The sequence below is a fragment of the Blautia sp. BCRC 81119 genome, assembly GCF_003184505.1.
Taxonomy (GTDB): domain Bacteria; phylum Bacillota; class Clostridia; order Lachnospirales; family Lachnospiraceae; genus Blautia_A; species Blautia_A fusiformis.
This window is the reverse complement of sequence record NZ_QJHD01000027.1, coordinates 1-18,763: the sequence shown is the minus strand read 5'-3', so window position 1 is coordinate 18,763 and position 18,763 is coordinate 1. Positions and strand designations below refer to the sequence as shown.

The window sequence follows — 18,763 nt, the reverse complement described above, 5'->3', positions numbered from 1 at the left end:
AACATAATAAATTTAAGTTTTGCTAAGTTTCACTAAGTTCTGCATTTGCAGATCGCCATTGCCTTTTCGGCTCATATTTCCCACACCCATCACAGGTCTGTGGCCAGTTAATTTTCCACTCAAAATACTCATCTCTGGTAATTTTACCGGATTTCAATTCTTCTTTTCTGAGAAGCCATTCTTTCATAAAATCATTGAGAACTCCATAATTGAACCACATACCAACAGGTGGATGAGCCGGCCAGTTATCAGAATCATGATAACGGACAGCGGTACCCTCACTGGAATTGCATTTTTTACCCGGATAGGTTTCTAACTGAAAGAGATTAATAGCTGCTGGGTTAAATTCATCAATCCAGAACAGAATTTCCATCAGTTCAGAGGCGTCCATCGTGGTTGGCTCATGTAGTGTCAGTGGGTTTACGTCCAGAATCTTAGCCATTTCAGTTACCAGATCTTTGCGGGGAACCCGGTAATTCGTTTCATATTGGGCAAGACGATTTGCACCTTTATCGCCCCAACCGAGGGCAGCACCAAGTTCTGCCTGTGTCATATTCCGGAATGTCCGGATTTTTTTTATTTTATCACCGATTGTCATATCAGATTTCCCACTTTCTTTTTGATAAATCCATTTTACTACCAAAAACAGTGAATGTAAACAGAAAGATTCGCATTGAAGCGAACAAAACACTTGACATTCGCATGAATGCGAATTAAAATAACAGTACGATAAAGGTTCGCATGAAAGCGAATGTACAGATGAGGATAAATACTTTTTGCAAATTATTGCAAAATGAGGTTGGTAAAATCCTTCTGTCAGGCTTTATTAGTGAGAGGATTTTTTTGAAGTGAACAACATTTTGGTGTTTCCAGGCTGTAATAAGTGAAAGGATATTCAAAAAAACTCTTTTGTACCTTGAAAATTACATGAGCTGTATAATCTGATCTCACAGATGCCATAACCCTGTAAATGATTTTATGGGCGAGCGTCGAAGATACTCCGGAAACGACTGGTAGGCTTGCGAAGAAGCTGGCAGTATTCAGAAATACTCTGATAGAGGTTGACTGTGACGTTGACAACGGGTTATACAAATGGAAGCCAACACGCCGAACAGAATATGCAATGCCATAGTAATAGATAAAATTTGAGAACAAAATGTGAAAGGTAAGGTGATGTGATTGAGAAAATTGTAGGTATAGGACAACTGATACAAAGAATATGTTGGAAAAGAGGTGAGCATCATGGTGAATCAGTCGGTAATAGATTCTAGTGTTGATCTGGAGCAGTTAAAGGACATTGAAGATTTAATTCCTGATATGGATAAAGCTATTTCTGAGAAAGTGGAAACTTTTCTGGATAAATCCGGCGATCAGCCGTATGCTCACATGAATGAAGGATATGTAGTGGTTGTGGAGATGACAGGAGAAATGGATGCCACAGATGCCATTAGTGATTATCTGAGAAAAAGGACGGAGTTGATGTATTAAAATGTCTTGCAAAGGTACAGATGTTATGTTAATGTGAGGTCAGGGAAAATGAACGTGATACATGGTTTCTGACTTCAAATTCAATGGAATAAGTAAGTTGGGAGCGATGTAAAATGGAACAGATGCAAATGAATATGCCAGATATATACGATGCTGCATTGTATCTTCGATTATCGAAAGATGATATGGAAGAGGGCGGTGCGAAGTCAGAGAGCAACAGCATTGCAAATCAGAGAGAGTTACTTCGGAGCTTTGTAAAAAGCCAGCCGGATATTCAGATCTTTGATATATATGTGGATGACGGATACTCAGGAGGAAATTTTGATCGACCTGAGTTTAAACGAATGACAACTGATATAGAAGCTGGAAAAGTAAATTGCGTGATTGTAAAAGACTTATCCAGATTCGGAAGAGAATATATAGAAGCCGGGCGATGGATCGAAAAGACCTACCCGGCTTTAAATGTGCGTTTTATTTCAGTTACAGACCAGTTTGACAGTAAAACAGCAGATTTTTCAGAGAAGTCATTTGTAGTTCCAATCAAAAATTTCGTAAATGAAAGCTATTGTCGGGACATTTCCGGTAAAGTGCGAAGCCACCAGAAAATCAAACGTGAAAAAGGTGAATTTATTGGAGCGTTTGCCCCGTATGGTTACTGCAAAGATCCAGAGAATAAGAATTGTCTGGTGATTGATTCTTATGCATCAGATATTGTAAGAAAAATATTTTCGTGGAAAATTGATGGATTCAGTCTTGGAGCAATCGCAGAAAAACTGAATGTACGTCATGTGCAGTCGCCAAAAGAATATAAAAAGGCAAATGGCGAGAATTACAATTCTGGATTTCACAGCTCAGACACACCGAAATGGTCGGCAGTGCAGATTAAAAGGATTCTGACCAACGAGGTTTACATTGGAAACATGGTGCAAGGCAAGCAGGAACGAATCAGCTATAAGGTAAAGCAACGTCTGGATAAGCCAGAATCAGAGTGGGTGAAAGTAGAAAATACGCATCCGGCAATAATCAGGCAGAATGATTTTGATGTGGTGCAGAAGCTACTTCAGTATGATGGCAGGGCATCGAAAACATCGGACAGTGCAAACTTTTTTTCGGGTTTTGTATTTTGCGGAGATTGCCATACACCGATGATACGCAGGGTAAATCAGTATAAGGGAAAGAAAAAAGCCTTTTATATTTGCCAGACAAAAAATAAAGGTGGAGATTGCACCAGACACAGTATTCCGGAAGAGGTGCTGAAAAGGATTGTATTGAAAGAGATTCAGGCATATACGGCACTTTTCGTAGACTATCAGATGATTATGGAAGAACTTTGTGAAATGAAAGTCAGTTACGATCAGGTAATCGGTTATGATACGCAGATTAGTAAGTTGCAGGAAGAATATAACCGTTATTACAGCCTGAAAGCATCTTTGGGTGATGAATTGAAAGAGGGATTGATCAGCAAAGAGGAGTTCGATGATTTTCGGGAAAGTTACGGAAGAAAATGTGAAGAACTGGAGCAGATGATTGAAAACCAGAAAAAACTGGTAAAGCAAATGTTTGAGGGTGGAGTGTCTGCAACCGTTCAGTTGGAGGACTGGAAGAAATCACTGGAAATCAAAGAACTGGATCGCACATTGCTGGCACTGACTGTAGATAAAATCTATATTTATGAAAACAAACAGATCAAAATTCATATCCGTTATCAGGATATGATTGAGAAAATGAAAGTCATAAGACGGTTTTATGCGGAACACCGGACAGAGTGCAGGAAAGAGGTGGGATAAATGGCAAGGACAGCAAAAAGATATAAGAAAAACACAGAGAAGAAAGTTCTTGGGATTCCGGTATGTATGGCTGCAATTTATGTCAGATTATCCGTAGACAGTGATGAAAAAAAGTCAGAACCTATTGAAACACAGGTTACGCTGATAAAAGAGTTCATTCAGAAGCACAATGAAAATCCGAACAGAGAGTATGAAATTGCTGTATATAACATTTATTCTGATCTGGGAAAAACCGGAACAAATTTTGACAGACCGGGATTTGAACGGATGATGAATGATGTCAGGGAAGGTAAAATAAACTGTATTCTGGTAAAGGATTTCTCACGATTTGGAAGAAATTATATCGAAACTGGCAACTATCTGGAAAAGATTCTTCCTTTTATGAAAGTGCGGTTTATTTCTGTATGTGACAACTATGATTCATTTGCACCGGATGCCAAGAATCAGGAATTATCCATGAATATCAAGAATCTGGTGAATGATGCTTATGCGAAAGACATTTCCGCAAAAGAACGGGCAGCGAAACGTATTGCACAGAAAAATGGTGAGTATGTGGGATCTACAGCTCCATATGGATATTGTGTGGAAAAGATAAATGGAATTTATAAGTTGATGGTGGAACCGGAAGCTGCAAAGATTGTCCGCAGGATTTTTGAAGAATATGCTTCGGGAGATGGCGTACAGAGCATTATTGACAGGCTGTTTGAGGATAGGGTACATCGGATTTCAGATTATAACCAATATCATCATGTGTACTGTCAGGACGGAGAGAACCTTCATCAGTGGGGAAATTCTTCGATACGTGCAGTGCTGAACCGGAATAATTATTATGGCGATCTGGTTCAGAGAAAATATGAATCCAGATTTCAAAGAGGTGAAAAATGGTGTGACATATTGGACGAGAGCCAGTGGATTATTACGCCAAATGCCCATGAGCCAATTATTAGCAGAGAATTGTTTGAAAAAGCACAGGTCAGGCTAAAAGCAGCACAACAGAAAGCAACAAAAACTACTGCAGGGTGGGAAGATGATGAAAGAGCATTTTACAATGTATTCTATTGTGGTGATTGTAAGCGGAAAATGTGTACACGTAGATACAGAGGCAATGTGTATTACTTTTGCAATGCTGCCTGGTATCGGGATGAAAGAAAATGTAGTCACAAATCTATTTCCGAAGAGAAGCTGCAGAAAATTGTCCGTTCGGAGCTAACCAGACAGTTTCAGTTATCTGGATTGCGGAAAAAGGATATGTCTGCTATAAGCAGTGCGGTATTTCTTTCCAAAATCAATGAGATTCAAACTGAGATCAGAAAATTGGATGCAGATATGGAAAGACGTTCAGAAAAACTGGCACAGGCATTTATGAAATATAAAGAGGGTGAATTTTCCAAAGAAGCCTATATAGAAATGAAAGATGACCGTAATAACTGGAAAGAGTTTTGTGAAGAGAGAAAGAAGTCTCTGGAGCAGACCATACGAAAGCTGGAAAAACAACAGAAAAAAGAAGCCAGATTTTTACGAAGTCTGTTGGAACTGGATGGGACAACCAGAATCAATGCGGAACTTGCGGAGGGCTTGATTGAAAGTATGTATCTGTATGGTGATGGCAGACTGGAAATCAACTTCGGGTTTAAGGGGGCGGTAGAACATGAGTGATCAGAAACTGATTATTGGATATTACCGTCTTTCCATGGAAGATGATTCAGAGGGAGAAAGTAACAGCATTATCAATCAGAGAAAACTGGTAAAAGATTATATTTCCAATATCCCGGAACTGGCTTCTATGCCATTTCAGGAGTTCTACGACGATGGATATTCTGGTTCCAGTATGGAGCGTCCGGCAATTAAGCAGGTTCTGGAACTTGCTAGGGAGAATAAAGTGCAGTGTATTGTGGTAAAAGATTTTTCACGTTTTGCCAGAAACTATATTGAGATGGGAACTTATCTGGAACAGATTTTTCCATTCCTGGGAGTACGATTTATTTCTATCTCAGACCGATATGATTCTAAAGATTATATAGGAAAGAGTTCCGACATCGAAGTACAGTTTAAAGGACTGATCGCAGATTTTTATGTGAAAGACCAGTCTGTAAAGGTAAAATCGGCAGTCAGTACCAGACGAGGAAAAGGTGAGTATTGCTGTGGATCTGCACCTTATGGGTATCGAATCAATCCTGAAAATAAGAAAGAACTGGTGATTGTAGAGGACGAAGCAGAAGTGATTCGCAGAGTATTTGAACTGACAAATCAGCGGTATTCCAAGATGGAGATTTGTCGGTTATTTAATGAAGAGGGGGTACTGACTCCCTTGCAGTCCATGAGCAGACGACAGAAATCAGACAGCAAGAAAGCTGCATCAAGAGGACTGCAGTGGACGAGTGATATGATACGGAAGATTGTGGATGATAAAACTTATATAGGCTGTATGGTCTATGGAAAGACAAAAATTCCAGATCCCGGAACAGGGAAAGAAGTACCGGTACCGAGAAATCAGTGGAAAGTGAAGGAAAATCATCACGAGCCGATCGTATCAAAAGAAATTTTTGAAAAAGCACAGTCCTTGCAGATCAGATACACCAAGAAAAGCAAATTCGACAGGGAAACAACATTGTTAGGTGGCTATGTGAAATGCGGAAATTGTCGCAGAAGCCTGACTTCAAGCAGTCCGGTTCATGGTCATATCCTTTATAGCTGTGCTTACAGTAAAGGAAAAGAAGATACAGGATGCTTTGCCGGAAAAGCTGATAACAAAATGCTAGAGCATATCGTGCTGGCAGAAATTAAGGCATATTTACGTCAGAATATCAGCCAGGAACAGATGCAGCAATCTATGAGAAAACAGCATACGGACAGCATAGAAGCCTATGAGCTGGAAAGTACGGACTGTGAAAAACGTCAGGAGCAGATAAAGCTTCAGAACCGTCAGAACTATGAGAAGTATCACGAGGGACAGATGAACCAGAAACAGTTCATGGAAGCCAAGAAGCAGTTGGAAGAAGAAAGAGAACGATTGCAGAAACGTATACAGGAGTTGGAAGAACTGATAAACGGTGAGAAAGAAATCCTGATGAAAAAGAATGTTCCGGTGGAGCAGATGTTGATGTATTTAGGCTATGAAAAGCTGACACGAGAGATGCTGGAAGAATATGTGCAGGGGATATATGTGTATGATGATGGGAGAGTGGAGGTGGAATGGAAATCACTGGCTTGATTTGTAGCAATAATGTAACGTCCACTACTACTGAACTTGTAGCAATGACGTTACATCCTCCCTGCTGATTTTGTGACAACAATATAACGTCCTCTGTTCCAAAACAACGGTTTTATGGGAAAAATCGAGGAAAAAGTGGCAAAAAAGTTTGTAGCAATGACTTGACATCCTCGGGACGGTTGTGTCTGGCAGAGAGTATCCCATACGGCATATCCTGAACATATAGAAACGGACAGGATTTTCAGATACGAGCCTTATGATCCTGACATTGATATGAAGATGAATTCAGTTACTGTCAGAGATGCTAGTGCAAATGGCGAAGCATTCACGCATAATGTAGATAAACAAAAACACAAATATAAAAAGAAGGAGGATTGGGTATGGGATTATTTGATAAGAAGATCTGTGATATCTGCGGAGAGAAAATAGGTTTATTAGGCAACAGAAAACTGGATGACGGAAATCTGTGTAAGGATTGTGCAAAAAAATTGTCACCATGGTTTGAAGACCGGCGGCACAGTACGGTAGAGGATATAAAACGTCAACTGGAATATCGTGAAAAAAACAAAAAAGCCGTAATGGATTTTTGTATAACACGTCAGATCAATACCAGAAATTACAATGTTTTTATTGATGACAATAAGGGGAATTTTACTGTTGCACGGAAGCTGGATGTCAATGAAAATCCGGATATAGTTCCTTTATCCGCTGTTGTGCAGTGCAGAGTTGATGTAGAGCGACAGCAGAACGAGGAAACATATACAACAAAGGATGGAGAAACCGTAAGCTATCAGCCACCGGTATATAAGTATGAATTTGATTATACTATGCGTATTAAAGTAAAAACTCCATGGTTTGATGATATGGATTTTCGTTTGAATACTTTTTCCATAAGCAGCGATAACAGAGGTGAATTGATGGAAGTGGAGCAGACAGGTCATCAGATCATAGCCGCCCTGACACCAAATGCGGCTGGAATGCAGCAGCCCGGAATGAACATGAACAGCGGAATGCAGCAGTCCGGGATGTACATGAACAATGGAATGCAGCAGTCCGGAATGAACATGAACAATGGAATGCAGCAGCCCGGGATGAACATGAACAGCGGAATGCAGCAGTCCGGGATGTACATGAACAATGGAATGCAGCAGTCCGGAATGAACATGAACAGTGGAATGCAGCAGCCTGGGATGAATATGAACAACGGAATGCAGCAATCTGGAATGCAGATGAACAACGGAATGCAGCAGCCCGGCGGTTTGTGGAAATGTCAGTGCGGTGCAGAGAATACCGGAAGATTCTGCGAATACTGTGGCCAGCCAAGACCATTTTGAGTGATGATAGACAGAGTGGACAGAATTGTTCACTCTGTTTGTGATAACAGGGGTTGAGAATGGATGGTTTCTCTGAAAACTATATAATAAAATAGAACTTTATAGTATACTTATCACAGAGGTGTATTGATGAGAGAGGAATTTTCATGACATACAATAAAAAAAGGGCACTGTCGTATGGAGGAATCCTGATAAGTGTATTTCTGGCGTATTTCTGCAGGCTGGGAAGACCGGAAAATGTTTTTATGAGAAATCTCGCAGATCAGTGTCGTAACTGTATTTATCTGGGAATGTATTGTGCCTGGGTGATTTATCTGGAAAAGCATGTAGTGCATAGAAAAACGCGCAGATGTCTGACTGCAATTGGCTGTCTGATGGTCTTCTGGTTTTTTGTACGGACAGTAAAATTTCATATTTTTCATGATCCGCTTGGAGAACATATCTGCTGGTATCTGTATTATATCCCGATGATCCTGATACCGGTCCTTGGACTGGCAGCAGCGATGTTTCTTGGTGAAAAGGACGGCGAGAAAACGGGCAGAAAAATTATTGTTTTGCTGGTTTTTGCGGTGATTATGATCGTCTGTGTTTTTACAAATGACCTGCATCAGCTGGTGTTTCGGTTTTCCGGGCGGCCTCCGTTTTCGGACAGAGATTACAGCTATGGTATTCTTTTTATAGTGATCCAGGGATGGATCATATTTTGCCTGATATGGATGGAAATTATGCTGATCAGAAAAAGCAGGATTCCGGGAAGAAAGCAATTTTGGCTGCCGGTTATTCCGGGAATATTGCTTCTGGGATGGAATATCGGGAATTTACTCCGTCTGCCTCTGATCAAAACAATTGCCGGAGATATGACAGCGGTATGCTGCCTTTTGATGGCGGCAATTTACCAGGGATGTATATTATGCGGCCTGATACAGACGAACAATCGATATTTTGAATTATTCCAGACCTCCGGAGGACTGGATGCAGAGATTACGGATGATTCCTTTCAGCGTTATTATCATTCCGGTGATTTTCCTGAGCTGTCACCGGAACTGCGTAAAATTGTAATAAACAGATCAGCTGTACAGGAACAGGGAATCCGGATCAACCATATTCCTATAAGAGGAGGACATTTGTTCTGGTCAGAAGATATTTCGGTGCTTCTGGATCAGTATCAGGATATCCGGGAACAGCAGGAGGAGCTGACTGCCAGAAATCGTCTGCTGCAGAAAACCTATCAGAAAGAAGCTGAGCGGAGAAAAACAGAAGAACAGAACCGACTGCTGAACATGATACAGAATCAGACAGCCGGGCAGCTGGAATTGCTGTCACAGCTGATGGATGAGCTGGAAAGAACGGAGTCAAGGGAACACTATGACCGGATCCTGGGAAAAATCGTGGTTGTTGGTACATATTTAAAAAGAAGAAAAAATCTGGTATTGACACAATATGCATCAGACGGAAATCTGCTTACAATGGAGGATCTCAGACAGAGTCTTGCGGAATCCTGTGACAGCTTAAAATTATGTAAGATCCGGGCAGCTTATTATGTCGAAAATGGTGAAGTGCAGCTGAATGCAGATGATATACTAAAATGCTATGATACCTTTGAATGGCTTGTGGAACGATTGTTTGATACAATGCAGTCTGTTTTTTACCGTGTGTCGCAGATCGATGATGCTTTGCGGATCTCGGTTCATATTGTAGCAGAAGCAGATCTTCGGGGATTAATGTCAGAAAGACCGGAATTAAATGTGCAGCAGGAAGATGAAAACGAATGGTTTATCGGATGTATCGTATTCAGAAAGAGAGGCGGAAGATGACTGATTTTGCGGAATGCAGTATGGCAATGCAGGATTTTTTGATGATCCTTCTTGAAATCTGCCTGATTCTGGAATTGATCCTTCTGTTGATCAGGATAACCTGTTTTTACGGGAAAAAGAAAATTATAACAGCAGTGACTGTTTTTGCAGTTTCTTTTATGCTTATGGGGTTCCTGATGAATGATCACAGATATTGCCAGGGGGAAAGCGCATATCAGCTAATGCTCCGAATGTGTCCGGTCAGTGTTTTGATGGCAGCGATGGTGGTATTGTTGCTTTATCTTTGCTGGGCAATCTGGAGAGAGAGACGCAGATATCATCATTCTCTGTCTTACTGGTCTGTGAATGAAGCTGTTGATGATGTTCCATGTGGGGTGTGTTTTTCGGATCCTCTTGGAAGGATCGTTTTATGCAACACTAAGATGCATGAACTGAGCAGGATAATGACAGGCTCCTATCTGCAGGATTATGAGGCATTGCGGAAAGTAATAAATGGAGGATCCGAAGCAGAGGGACTTCGCAGATTAAACAGTGACAGTAATGTATTTTATTTTCCGGATGATTCCGTCTGGATGTTTCAGGAATATCGTCTGCAGGAGCCGGATTGTGCAGGATATCTGCAGACAGTGGCAGTTAATGTATCAGAAATTTATTACAATGGTGAAAAGATCAGAGCAAATAATGAAAAGCTGGAAATCCTGAATCATAAGCTGGAGGAAATGTATGAAAAAATCGGAGATAAAATAAGAGAGCAGGAGACACTTGCCATGAAAATGCAGGTTCATGACAATTTTGGCCGAAGCCTTCTGTCAATACGCAGGATATTGGAAAGAAAAGAAAATCAGGATAAAATGGATGAACAGCTATCTGCACTAAAGCATCTGGTCTATATTCTTACAGATTCTTCTGTTGAGAATATGGAAGAATTATGCGCGGATACGATCAGGCATGCAGAAGAACTTGGAATTTATGTTCAGATCAGCGGGAATTTTCCTCAACATCCCTCCTACAGGCTGCTGACAGACAGAGCGATCCGTGAATGTGTGACAAATTGTGCCAGACATGCCCATGGAAGTACAGTTCTGGTGAAGATAGAAAAAGGTGCAAATGAATACAGCATCCGGATAACGAATGATGGAGATGCACCTGAAAAAAATGCAGAAGAAGGTGGTGGTCTGTCTGCACTGAGAAAAGCTGCGGAGTCAGAGAAATGTATTATGCAGGTTTCTTTTTCGCCGGAGTTTTGTCTGGTGTTGAAAATGCCACTGACAGAAAGGATGGGAGTCTATGGTACGGATACTGATAGTAGAAGATCAGAGGATCATGCAGAAGTATTTTGAAAGTATTATTATGCGGGAACCGGAATTCCGACATGTCCAGACAGTTTCGGATGCCTGTGAAGCTGTAAAGATCTGCTCTTACTCGGCAATTGATCTTGTGCTTATGGATGTGCAGACATTTCATAATCATGATGGGCTGAGTGCCGGAAAGATCATCAGGGAAAAATATCCATATACAAAGGTATTGGTTGTTACTTCGCTGATCGATCCCAAGGTGCTGGAAAGAGCAAAGAGCGGATGTGCAGACAGTCTATGGTATAAGGATCACGGTGAAGAGGAAATACGGAGTGTGATCTACAGAACGTTAAATGGGGAGCATGTATTTCCGGATGTGGCACCGGAGGTGGAACTTAACTGGATCACAAGCGGTGATATCAGTCCCAGACAGCTGGAGATGCTGCGCCTGTATATTCACGGGATGTCATATTCCGAGATCGCAAGGAAAATGGACTGTTCTGCTTCTGGGGTGAGATGGAATTTTCAGGAAATGATCGCCAAGGCGGGATACAGCTGCAAAGAGGATCTGATAGCAGCTGCACTGGAAAGTAAACTGATCGTAACCACACTGAAATAGAAGATCCACAGAATGCAGAAACATATTCGGACAGAGGGAGTTTGGCGTGAGCTGACGGAGCATTCACAAATATAGCATAAGATTTTGAATAATAGGAAAGAGGAAATAGACATGAGCGATTTTTTGACAGAAAAAAATAAAAAAACAGGAATACTTGGGAAACTGAAATGGGTTCTTTGTGGCTTTTTTATACTTTTTTCCCTGGGAGCTATTGGCGCATCGGAGAAGTATATTGGTGAAGGGCGCTGGGGAATGGCAGCAACAGAGATCATACTTGGATTGCTGTTTCTGTATCCAACCTTCCGGGAAATTCAAAAAGCATTAAAGAAGAAAAAAGCTGGAGAAATTGCCTGCTGGTTTGAATCCTATGCCCAGAATACTGTCTCATTTGAAAAGTTTGAGCAGGAACTGGGAAAAGGTGCAGTGAAAAAGCTGGAAAAATTTATTGCGGGGGGATATATCCGGAATATCCAGATAGACAGAGAAGGAAATTATATTATGATCACTGCACCGAACAGACGCGTAAATGAGAAGATCTATATTACAGTTACCTGCCCCAGCTGCGGTGCAAAGAATCAGGTAATAAAAGGTCGTCTGAGCACCTGTGAATATTGCGGACAGCGTCTTACCCCATGACAAAAGACACCTGTCGGATCTGCCCTGTTAAAGATAAAATCCTTGTGCAATATGCTCAATGCATAAAAAGGATATTTTATAAACAAAATTATATAAGTTGCATATAACTAACGCATGCAGCATAACAGAAGTTGTACAAATATCCGTACATCCATAGACGATTGGGATGAAATCATAGAATAAATTTATAAAAATAGCTAATAAAACTGGATAATATGTTCAAATTATGGTACATTTATTGTAGCGGTCAGAGGAAATACTGCGGCCTTTTTTGGGACCGGGATTTTCGAAGGGCTGAACAAATAACAAAGAACTTATTTATTTGGTTTTATTGTTTCTTTCCTGGGAGTGCAGAGAAGGAGGGAACGGATAAGAGCAGATAATCATAAGGATATAATCTTTATAAGGAAGGTGAGCAATTGGAAAACTATACTAAGTACAAGCTGAAAAGCAGTGATGAGCTTGCATCAGTGCTGAACGGCAGGGACAATCTGTTTGTAATCGCCTGTAACAAGTGTTTCAAGGAATTTGAGACCGTTGACGAACCGGATTGCGAGGAATTCCTGAAATTTGCTGCGGAGCAGGGAAAAACCGTCACAGGCAGTGCGAAATTCGATTTTCTGTGCAACAAGATGCACACAGAAAGAAAATTACAGGATCTGCTGCCGGAAGGTACAGAGAATGTAGTTGTGATCTCCTGTGGTCTTGGTATCCAGACTGTTGCAGATCTGACCGGTAAGCCGGTGATCGCAGCAAGTAATACCCTTAACTACAGAGGCCATCACGGCATGGCACTTACCAAAAAGAGCTGTGATGCATGTGCACAGTGCTATCTGAACATTACCGGAGGCGTCTGTCCTATCGTCGACTGTTCCAAGAGTCTTGTGAATGGACAGTGCGGCGGAGCAAAGAACGGGAAATGTGAAGTGGATCCTAACAAGGACTGCGCATGGGAGAAGATCTACCAGAGACTGGCAAAACAGGGTCGTCTGGAAGAGTTCCTGAACCAGCCGGTACAGGTACGTGATTACTCCAAGGTTAACTTTAAGGTGATCAATGATTACGTGAAGTCTATTAGAGAGGACAGACTGAACGGATACTATGGTGGCGTTCATCCGTCAGAGCACAAGGAATTCAGCGAGCATATCGATTTGAAGAAATTCCCGGATCCGAAGACGGTTGTGATCTCCATGTCCCAGCATCTTGGTGCACCTGCTAACCCGATCGTGGAAGTAGGCGACACAGTAAAGGTTGGACAGAAGATCGGAGAAGCTGCCGGATTTATCAGCGCACCGGTACATTCCAGTGTAAGCGGAACCGTAGTTGCTGTTGAGCCACGTATGCATGGTACAAGAGGCAGTGAGGTGATGGCAGTTGTCATCGAATCCGACGGAAAAAATACTCTGCACGAATCCGTACAGCCACATAAAGCCCTGGATGAACTTACACCGGATGAGATCATTGAGATCGTAAAAGAAGCCGGAATCGTTGGTATGGGTGGTGCAGGTTTCCCGACCTGTGTCAAGCTGAAACCTGCAAAACCGGTTGATACCATCCTTCTCAACGGATGTGAGTGTGAGCCATATTTAACAGCAGACCATAAGGTTCTCCTTGAGTTTGCTGATGATATTATTTTCGGTCTGAAAGCGATCCTCAAGACAACAGGTGCTGAGAAGGGCATCATTGTCATCGAGGATAACAAGCAGGATGCGATCGAATTAATGCAGGAAAAAGTTGCCGATATCGGAAATATGGAAGTTTTTGTTGCAAGAACCAAATACCCGCAGGGTGCTGAGAAAACTCTCATCAAGCGCGTCATGGGCAGAAAGGTTCCAAGCGGCGGCCTTCCGGCAGATGTTGGCGTTATCGTAGATAATATCAGTACCGTAAAGGCAATTTCCGATGCGATCCAGAAGGGTATGCCACTGATCGAGCGTGTTGCAACCGTAACAGGCGAGAAGATCAAGAATCCTGGCAACTTTATCATCAAGATCGGTACCAGCGTAAAAGAGCTGATCGATTACTGCGGTGGATTTACAGATGACGATGTTCTGGTCAAGATGGGCGGACCTATGATGGGATTCCCTCTGAACACTCTGGAGGTACCTATGATGAAGGGCTCCAACGGTATCATCGCCATTGATACAGATGAGACCAAAGAGCAGCCATGTATCAAGTGCGGACGCTGTGTGGACGTATGTCCGATGGAACTTTCTCCTCTGTATTTCGTAAAATATGCGAAAGAAGAGAACTGGCAGGGCATGAAGGACATGAATGTCATGGACTGTGTTGAGTGCAGATGCTGTCAGTATATCTGTTCTTCCAAGATTCCGATCATTAACAGTATCAAAGCCGGAAAAAATGCAGTAAGGGGGATGAAGTGATATGTTGATTACCCAGTTAAAAGCAAAAGAAACTATCGTATCACTGGCAGCCGGAAAGAAAGTTTTTATCATCAACTGCCATGGATGCAAGGAAGTTCGTTTTCCGGAAAAAGAAGCTGTTGAACTTCAGAAGGAGCTTTCCGCTGAAGGAAATGTGACAGGGATCATGACAACGGATTATATCTGTAATCCGGAAAATATGCAGTTACGTCTTCAGAAACACATGGATAAGATCAGAGAAGCGGATCTGGTCCTGGTATTCTCCTGTGGTGTTGGTGTACAGACCATCGCAGAATATCTGGAAGACAAGATGGTATGCGCAGCCTGCGATACATACCCGGTACCTGGTTTCCAGGGTGTAACACCGTTAGAATATAAATGTGACCAGTGTGGTGAGTGTTATCTGAACCTTACCGGCGGGATCTGCCCGATCACAGCATGCTCCAAAAGTCTTGTCAACGGCCAGTGCGGCGGTTCCAAGAATGGTAAATGCGAAGTGGACAGTGATATGGAGTGTGGATGGGAGCGCATCTACAGACGTCTGAAAGAGATCGGACGCCTTGACGCACTGAAATGCCCGACACAGATCCATAATTTCGCTACAGATGATGAAGTGAAATAATAAGCAAAGATTTATTAAGAAGCCAAATTAAATTATGATACGGTTCACCGGAAATATTCCGCAATGTATGCAGCAGAGCAGGTGGACCGTACCCCAAATTTTAAATGATTGGAGCAAATATAATATGAAAATGAAAGAATTATTCGACCGTGGTGAATTTGTAGTTTCTGCAGAAGTAGGACCGCCAAAAGGGATCCATGTAGATGAACTGGTAGAAGAAGCCAAAACTTATCTCAAAGGCGTTCATGCAGTCAATGTAACAGATAACCAGTCTTCGGTTATGCGTCTTGGATCTCTTGCAATGTGTAAAGTTCTCAAAGACGCCGGAATGGATCCGATCTTCCAGCTTGCATGCCGTGACAGAAACCGTATCGCACTGGAGTCTGATCTTTTAAGTGCTGCTATGCTTGGTATTGAGAACATCCTCTGTCTGACAGGTGACCATACGAAGATGGGTGATCATCCGCAGGCAAAACCGGTATTCGATCTTGATTCTGTATCTCTTCTTCATACAGTACAGCTTCTCGAGTCCGGTGTAGATCTTGGAGGAAACCAGCTGGTTGGTGAGCCACCGAAATTCTCCAAGGGTGCCGTTGTATCTCCATGCAGCGATTCCGTTGACGCTCAGCTTGCAAAGATGGAAAGAAAGGTTGCTGCAGGTGCAGACTACTTCCAGACACAGGCTGTATTTGAGCCGGAGAAATTCATCAAATTTATGGAAAAAGCAAAACAGTTCGGAAAACCTGTACAGGTTGGTATCATCATTCCGAAATCTGCCGGAATGGCTAAGTTCATGAACAACAACGTAGCCGGCATCCATGTTCCGGATGAGATGATCGAGGAGCTGAAAGCTGACAAAGAGAAGACAAAAGCTGGTATCACAGGTGTTGAGATCGCTGCACGTATCATCAAAGAGTGTAAGCCATACTGCCAGGGTGTACATATCATGGCACTTGGATGGGAGTCCAAGATCCCGGCACTTCTGGAGCAGGCTGAGATCTGATCAGAACGATTGCTTTATAAAAAATAACCAGAAAAGCTGTCCGGAACCGGATGCAGGAGATGCACACCGACCGGGCAGCTTTTGTGTAAGAAAAAGCTTCTCTATACGGAAAAACTCTTCGGGAAGCCTGCGGGATCCACAGCGGAAGAATTCTAGCTTAAGAGGTAAAGAGACGATGGAAAGTATTATTATCGGGATCGCCGGAGGGTCAGGCTCCGGCAAATCTACATTTACAAACAGACTGAAGAAGTATTTCGGAGACGATGTGGTGGTGATCTATCATGATAATTACTACCGCAGACAGGACGGAATTCCCTTTGAAGAACGTGTGAAGGTGAATTACGATCACCCGGATTCACTGGAAACCGATCTTCTGGTAGAGCATCTCAAAGAACTCAAGGAGGGCAAAACCATCCAATGTCCGGTATACGATTACAGTCAGCACAACCGATCCGACAAAGTGCTGAAGATCGAACCAAGACCGGTCATTCTGGTAGAGGGAATCCTGCTTCTTGCAGATCCCCGTATCCGAGATCTTCTGGATATCAAGGTTTATGTGGAAGCAGATGCAGATGAGAGGATCTTAAGACGTATCTCCAGAGATGTGGAGGAACGTGGACGGGATTTAAACGGAATCATCGATCAGTATCTTACCACAGTAAAACCGATGCATTATCTGTACGTGGAGCCCACACGGGCGAAAGCAGATATTGTGATCAACAGCGGTAAGAATAATGTGGCCTTTGATCTGTTTGTGTCAAAAATCGGGCAGCTGCTGAAAGAACTGAAAAAATAATAAGTAAAATAAAAAGCATGTCATACTCTAGGACAGAGCGGATCAGATTGTATCCGTCTGGCTGTGTATGACATGCTTTTTTGACCGGTTCAGGTGAATATGTCTGTATTCACACGCTCTGTGTAAATTTCTCTACATAATATAAAGCTGCACCAATGGCAGGTGTATACTGCCCGTGGGTGCCGACCAGAATCTGGCTTCTGTCCAGGGTGAATGGTGCGTCTGTGTTGATGTGTTCTAACAGATAATTAATATCTTCTTCTGTAAAATAAGGTGCCAGATATCCGCTGATGATGATCGGTGCATCGATGATCAGGTTCAGATTTTTCATGGCAAAGGCCAGATGGTTCAGATAATCTTCCCAGTGCTCAGCAAGCCGGGGGGATTTTTTTTCGCGGAGCAGAGGGAAAAATTCCTTCACAGGCATCCCGGCAGACTGTTCCAGAGCGTTGGCAGAGCAGTAGGTTTCCAGACAGCCATGGTTTCCGCAGTAACATAAAGGGCCGTCAGGATTGACGCACATATGCTCAAGGGTTCCGCTGTGCATGGAACTTCCCTGATGAATTTGATGATTGGTGATAATGGCACCGCCCAGGTTTCGGTTCAGAAGGAACACGACAGCACTGTCAAGCTCCGGGTGATTCCACAGCTCCAGAAAAGCAGCGGATTTGGAATCATGTTCCAGATGGCAGGGGTAAGGAAGATGCCGGGAAAAATCCTCCAGTTTCATTCCGGTATTGTTCATGATGTTTCCGTAGATCACAGTGGAATTATCCGGAGAAGTGATCCCCTGTGTGGCAATGGAAATACCCAGGATCTTTTCATTCGGATAGTGATTTTCTGCGATGAATTTTCGTACTTTATCGGTCAGCTGTCTGTAATATTCTTCTGTGTTGGAATAGGGAAGAGCAATGGTTTCTGTATAAAAGGCATTTCCATATAAGTCGATTGCTGTGATATGGAACATGTTTTTCAGGATCCCGATTCCAATGGAAATCCGGAAATCCGAGACGATCTGGATGGCCTGGGCCTTTCGACCACCTGTGGAATCAAAATATCCGTTTCTGTCAATAAGCCCTTCTTTTTCCAGCAGGTTCAGGTTCTGGCTTACGGTGGAAAGCCCCATCTGAAGATCCTGGACGATCTGCATTTTGGAAGTCTGGTGTGTTTTGTATATATATTGGTAAACCTTGGAGCGGTTTATTTTTTTTAAATTGATGGTGGTTAATCCTTTTTCACTCATGAGATTCTCCTGATAAAAGTAATTATAGATATGTTTAAGTCGTGACATGCTCCCACCACTTAAATCTTACGATTTTGAAGTGGGGGCTTCCTGCTCGATTACCCTTTAGGGCAAAGCTAAAACAGGCTATCCCCGCGTGTCCCGCGGTTTTGTTTTTTATGTTTATCCGGTTACGGATTTTTTTCTTGTGCCGTCAGGCACATTCTTTATAGATTCTTTTTCCTTCTTCACGGATGTTGACTGCTGCATTCACATCCCGGTCCATCCTGTTTCCACATTCACAAACATACATTCTATCCGACAATGCCAGTTCCTTTTTCTTATGTCCGCATAGACTGCAGATCTTGCTGGATGCAAAATAACGGTCTACTTTTATAAGATGTTTTCCACATTCTTCCAGCTTGTATCCCAGCATGAACAGAAACTGCCCGTACCCGTTATCCTGCACACCTTTCCCAAGGTGCAGCCCTCCGGACATTCCCTTCAGATTCAGATCTTCCACACATACTGCATCATATCTTTCCGCAAGCT

16 protein-coding genes are annotated in these 18,763 nt (G+C 42.5%); 13 read left to right on the top strand and 3 right to left on the bottom strand.

Annotated elements, in window-relative coordinates:
• Nucleotides 1-22: 22 nt before the first annotated feature.
• Complete coding sequence (locus DMI82_RS15195; RefSeq protein ID WP_008369868.1) at nt 23-598, bottom strand: helix-turn-helix domain-containing protein; 576 nt, start codon at nt 596-598, stop codon at nt 23-25.
• A 644-nt stretch (nt 599-1,242) separates the two neighbouring features.
• On the opposite strand from DMI82_RS15195, the gene DMI82_RS15190 reads away from it, so the two are divergent.
• The 13 genes from DMI82_RS15190 to udk all read left to right on the top strand — a co-directional run bounded on the left by DMI82_RS15190 (nt 1,243) and on the right by udk (nt 16,989).
• Nucleotides 1,243-1,488 (top strand): DUF6870 family protein, encoded by a 246-nt coding sequence (locus DMI82_RS15190; protein WP_008369874.1) that lies wholly within the window; start codon nt 1,243-1,245, stop codon nt 1,486-1,488.
• Nucleotides 1,489-1,601: 113 nt separating this feature from the next.
• Nucleotides 1,602-3,275, top strand: coding sequence for a recombinase family protein (locus DMI82_RS15185; protein WP_110103788.1), 1,674 nt, complete (start codon nt 1,602-1,604; stop codon nt 3,273-3,275).
• Nucleotides 3,276-4,931, top strand: a complete 1,656-nt coding sequence (locus tag DMI82_RS15180) for a recombinase family protein (RefSeq protein WP_008369877.1) — start codon at nt 3,276-3,278, stop codon at nt 4,929-4,931.
• Nucleotides 4,924-6,486, top strand: coding sequence for a recombinase family protein (locus DMI82_RS15175; protein ID WP_110103787.1), 1,563 nt, complete (start codon nt 4,924-4,926; stop codon nt 6,484-6,486). Before DMI82_RS15180 ends, DMI82_RS15175 begins: the two co-directional genes overlap by 8 nt.
• 380 nt (nt 6,487-6,866) lie before the next feature.
• Nucleotides 6,867-7,820 (top strand): DUF4428 domain-containing protein, encoded by a 954-nt coding sequence (locus DMI82_RS15170; protein ID WP_021652746.1) that lies wholly within the window; start codon nt 6,867-6,869, stop codon nt 7,818-7,820.
• A gap of 146 nt (nt 7,821-7,966) precedes the next feature.
• Nucleotides 7,967-9,634, top strand: coding sequence for a histidine kinase N-terminal 7TM domain-containing protein (locus DMI82_RS15165; RefSeq protein WP_110103786.1), 1,668 nt, complete (start codon nt 7,967-7,969; stop codon nt 9,632-9,634).
• Nucleotides 9,631-10,974, top strand: coding sequence for an ATP-binding protein (locus DMI82_RS15160; protein WP_021652748.1), 1,344 nt, complete (start codon nt 9,631-9,633; stop codon nt 10,972-10,974). Before DMI82_RS15165 ends, DMI82_RS15160 begins: the two co-directional genes overlap by 4 nt.
• Entirely contained in the window at nt 10,922-11,548 is a 627-nt protein-coding gene (locus DMI82_RS15155) for a response regulator transcription factor (protein WP_022426201.1), read from the top strand. The genes DMI82_RS15160 and DMI82_RS15155 overlap by 53 nt, the downstream gene beginning before the upstream one ends.
• Nucleotides 11,549-11,659: 111 nt before the next feature.
• Nucleotides 11,660-12,184 carry a hypothetical protein gene (locus DMI82_RS15150; protein ID WP_022426202.1) on the top strand — a complete coding sequence of 175 codons (525 nt, stop codon included), beginning with the start codon at nt 11,660-11,662 and terminating at the stop codon, nt 12,182-12,184.
• 419 nt (nt 12,185-12,603) lie between these two features.
• Entirely contained in the window at nt 12,604-14,568 is a 1,965-nt protein-coding gene (gene rsxC / locus DMI82_RS15145; RefSeq protein ID WP_092069875.1) for an electron transport complex subunit RsxC, read from the top strand.
• 1 nt (nt 14,569) lies between these two features.
• Entirely contained in the window at nt 14,570-15,190 is a 621-nt protein-coding gene (locus tag DMI82_RS15140) for a methylenetetrahydrofolate reductase C-terminal domain-containing protein (protein ID WP_021976351.1), read from the top strand.
• Nucleotides 15,191-15,314: 124 nt separating this feature from the next.
• Nucleotides 15,315-16,193, top strand: coding sequence for a methylenetetrahydrofolate reductase (locus DMI82_RS15135; protein WP_015526188.1), 879 nt, complete (start codon nt 15,315-15,317; stop codon nt 16,191-16,193).
• Nucleotides 16,194-16,368: 175 nt separating this feature from the next.
• On the top strand, nt 16,369-16,989 hold the full coding sequence (gene udk, locus DMI82_RS15130) for a uridine kinase (protein WP_110103785.1): 621 nt from the start codon (nt 16,369-16,371) through the stop codon (nt 16,987-16,989).
• Nucleotides 16,990-17,098: 109 nt separating this feature from the next.
• On the opposite strand, the gene DMI82_RS15125 is transcribed toward udk, so the two are convergent.
• Entirely contained in the window at nt 17,099-18,232 is a 1,134-nt protein-coding gene (locus DMI82_RS15125; RefSeq protein ID WP_044962240.1) for an ROK family transcriptional regulator, read from the bottom strand.
• A 193-nt stretch (nt 18,233-18,425) separates the two neighbouring features.
• A partial coding sequence (locus tag DMI82_RS15120) for an RNA-guided endonuclease InsQ/TnpB family protein (protein WP_110103784.1) occupies nt 18,426-18,763 on the bottom strand: 338 nt, incomplete at its 5' end.

Coding starts and splice junctions, on each gene's coding strand:
- DMI82_RS15150 (WP_022426202.1), top strand. CDS start 11,660: ATGAGCGATTTTTTGACAGAAAAAAATAAAAAAACAGGAATACTTGGG.
- DMI82_RS15165 (WP_110103786.1), top strand. CDS start 7,967: ATGACATACAATAAAAAAAGGGCACTGTCGTATGGAGGAATCCTGATA.
- DMI82_RS15175 (WP_110103787.1), top strand. CDS start 4,924: ATGAGTGATCAGAAACTGATTATTGGATATTACCGTCTTTCCATGGAA.
- DMI82_RS15125 (WP_044962240.1), bottom strand. CDS start 18,232: ATGAGTGAAAAAGGATTAACCACCATCAATTTAAAAAAAATAAACCGC.
- DMI82_RS15170 (WP_021652746.1), top strand. CDS start 6,867: ATGGGATTATTTGATAAGAAGATCTGTGATATCTGCGGAGAGAAAATA.
- udk (WP_110103785.1), top strand. CDS start 16,369: ATGGAAAGTATTATTATCGGGATCGCCGGAGGGTCAGGCTCCGGCAAA.
- DMI82_RS15140 (WP_021976351.1), top strand. CDS start 14,570: ATGTTGATTACCCAGTTAAAAGCAAAAGAAACTATCGTATCACTGGCA.
- DMI82_RS15135 (WP_015526188.1), top strand. CDS start 15,315: ATGAAAATGAAAGAATTATTCGACCGTGGTGAATTTGTAGTTTCTGCA.
- DMI82_RS15185 (WP_110103788.1), top strand. CDS start 1,602: ATGGAACAGATGCAAATGAATATGCCAGATATATACGATGCTGCATTG.
- DMI82_RS15155 (WP_022426201.1), top strand. CDS start 10,922: ATGGTACGGATACTGATAGTAGAAGATCAGAGGATCATGCAGAAGTAT.
- DMI82_RS15160 (WP_021652748.1), top strand. CDS start 9,631: ATGACTGATTTTGCGGAATGCAGTATGGCAATGCAGGATTTTTTGATG.
- DMI82_RS15180 (WP_008369877.1), top strand. CDS start 3,276: ATGGCAAGGACAGCAAAAAGATATAAGAAAAACACAGAGAAGAAAGTT.
- DMI82_RS15190 (WP_008369874.1), top strand. CDS start 1,243: ATGGTGAATCAGTCGGTAATAGATTCTAGTGTTGATCTGGAGCAGTTA.
- DMI82_RS15195 (WP_008369868.1), bottom strand. CDS start 598: ATGACAATCGGTGATAAAATAAAAAAAATCCGGACATTCCGGAATATG.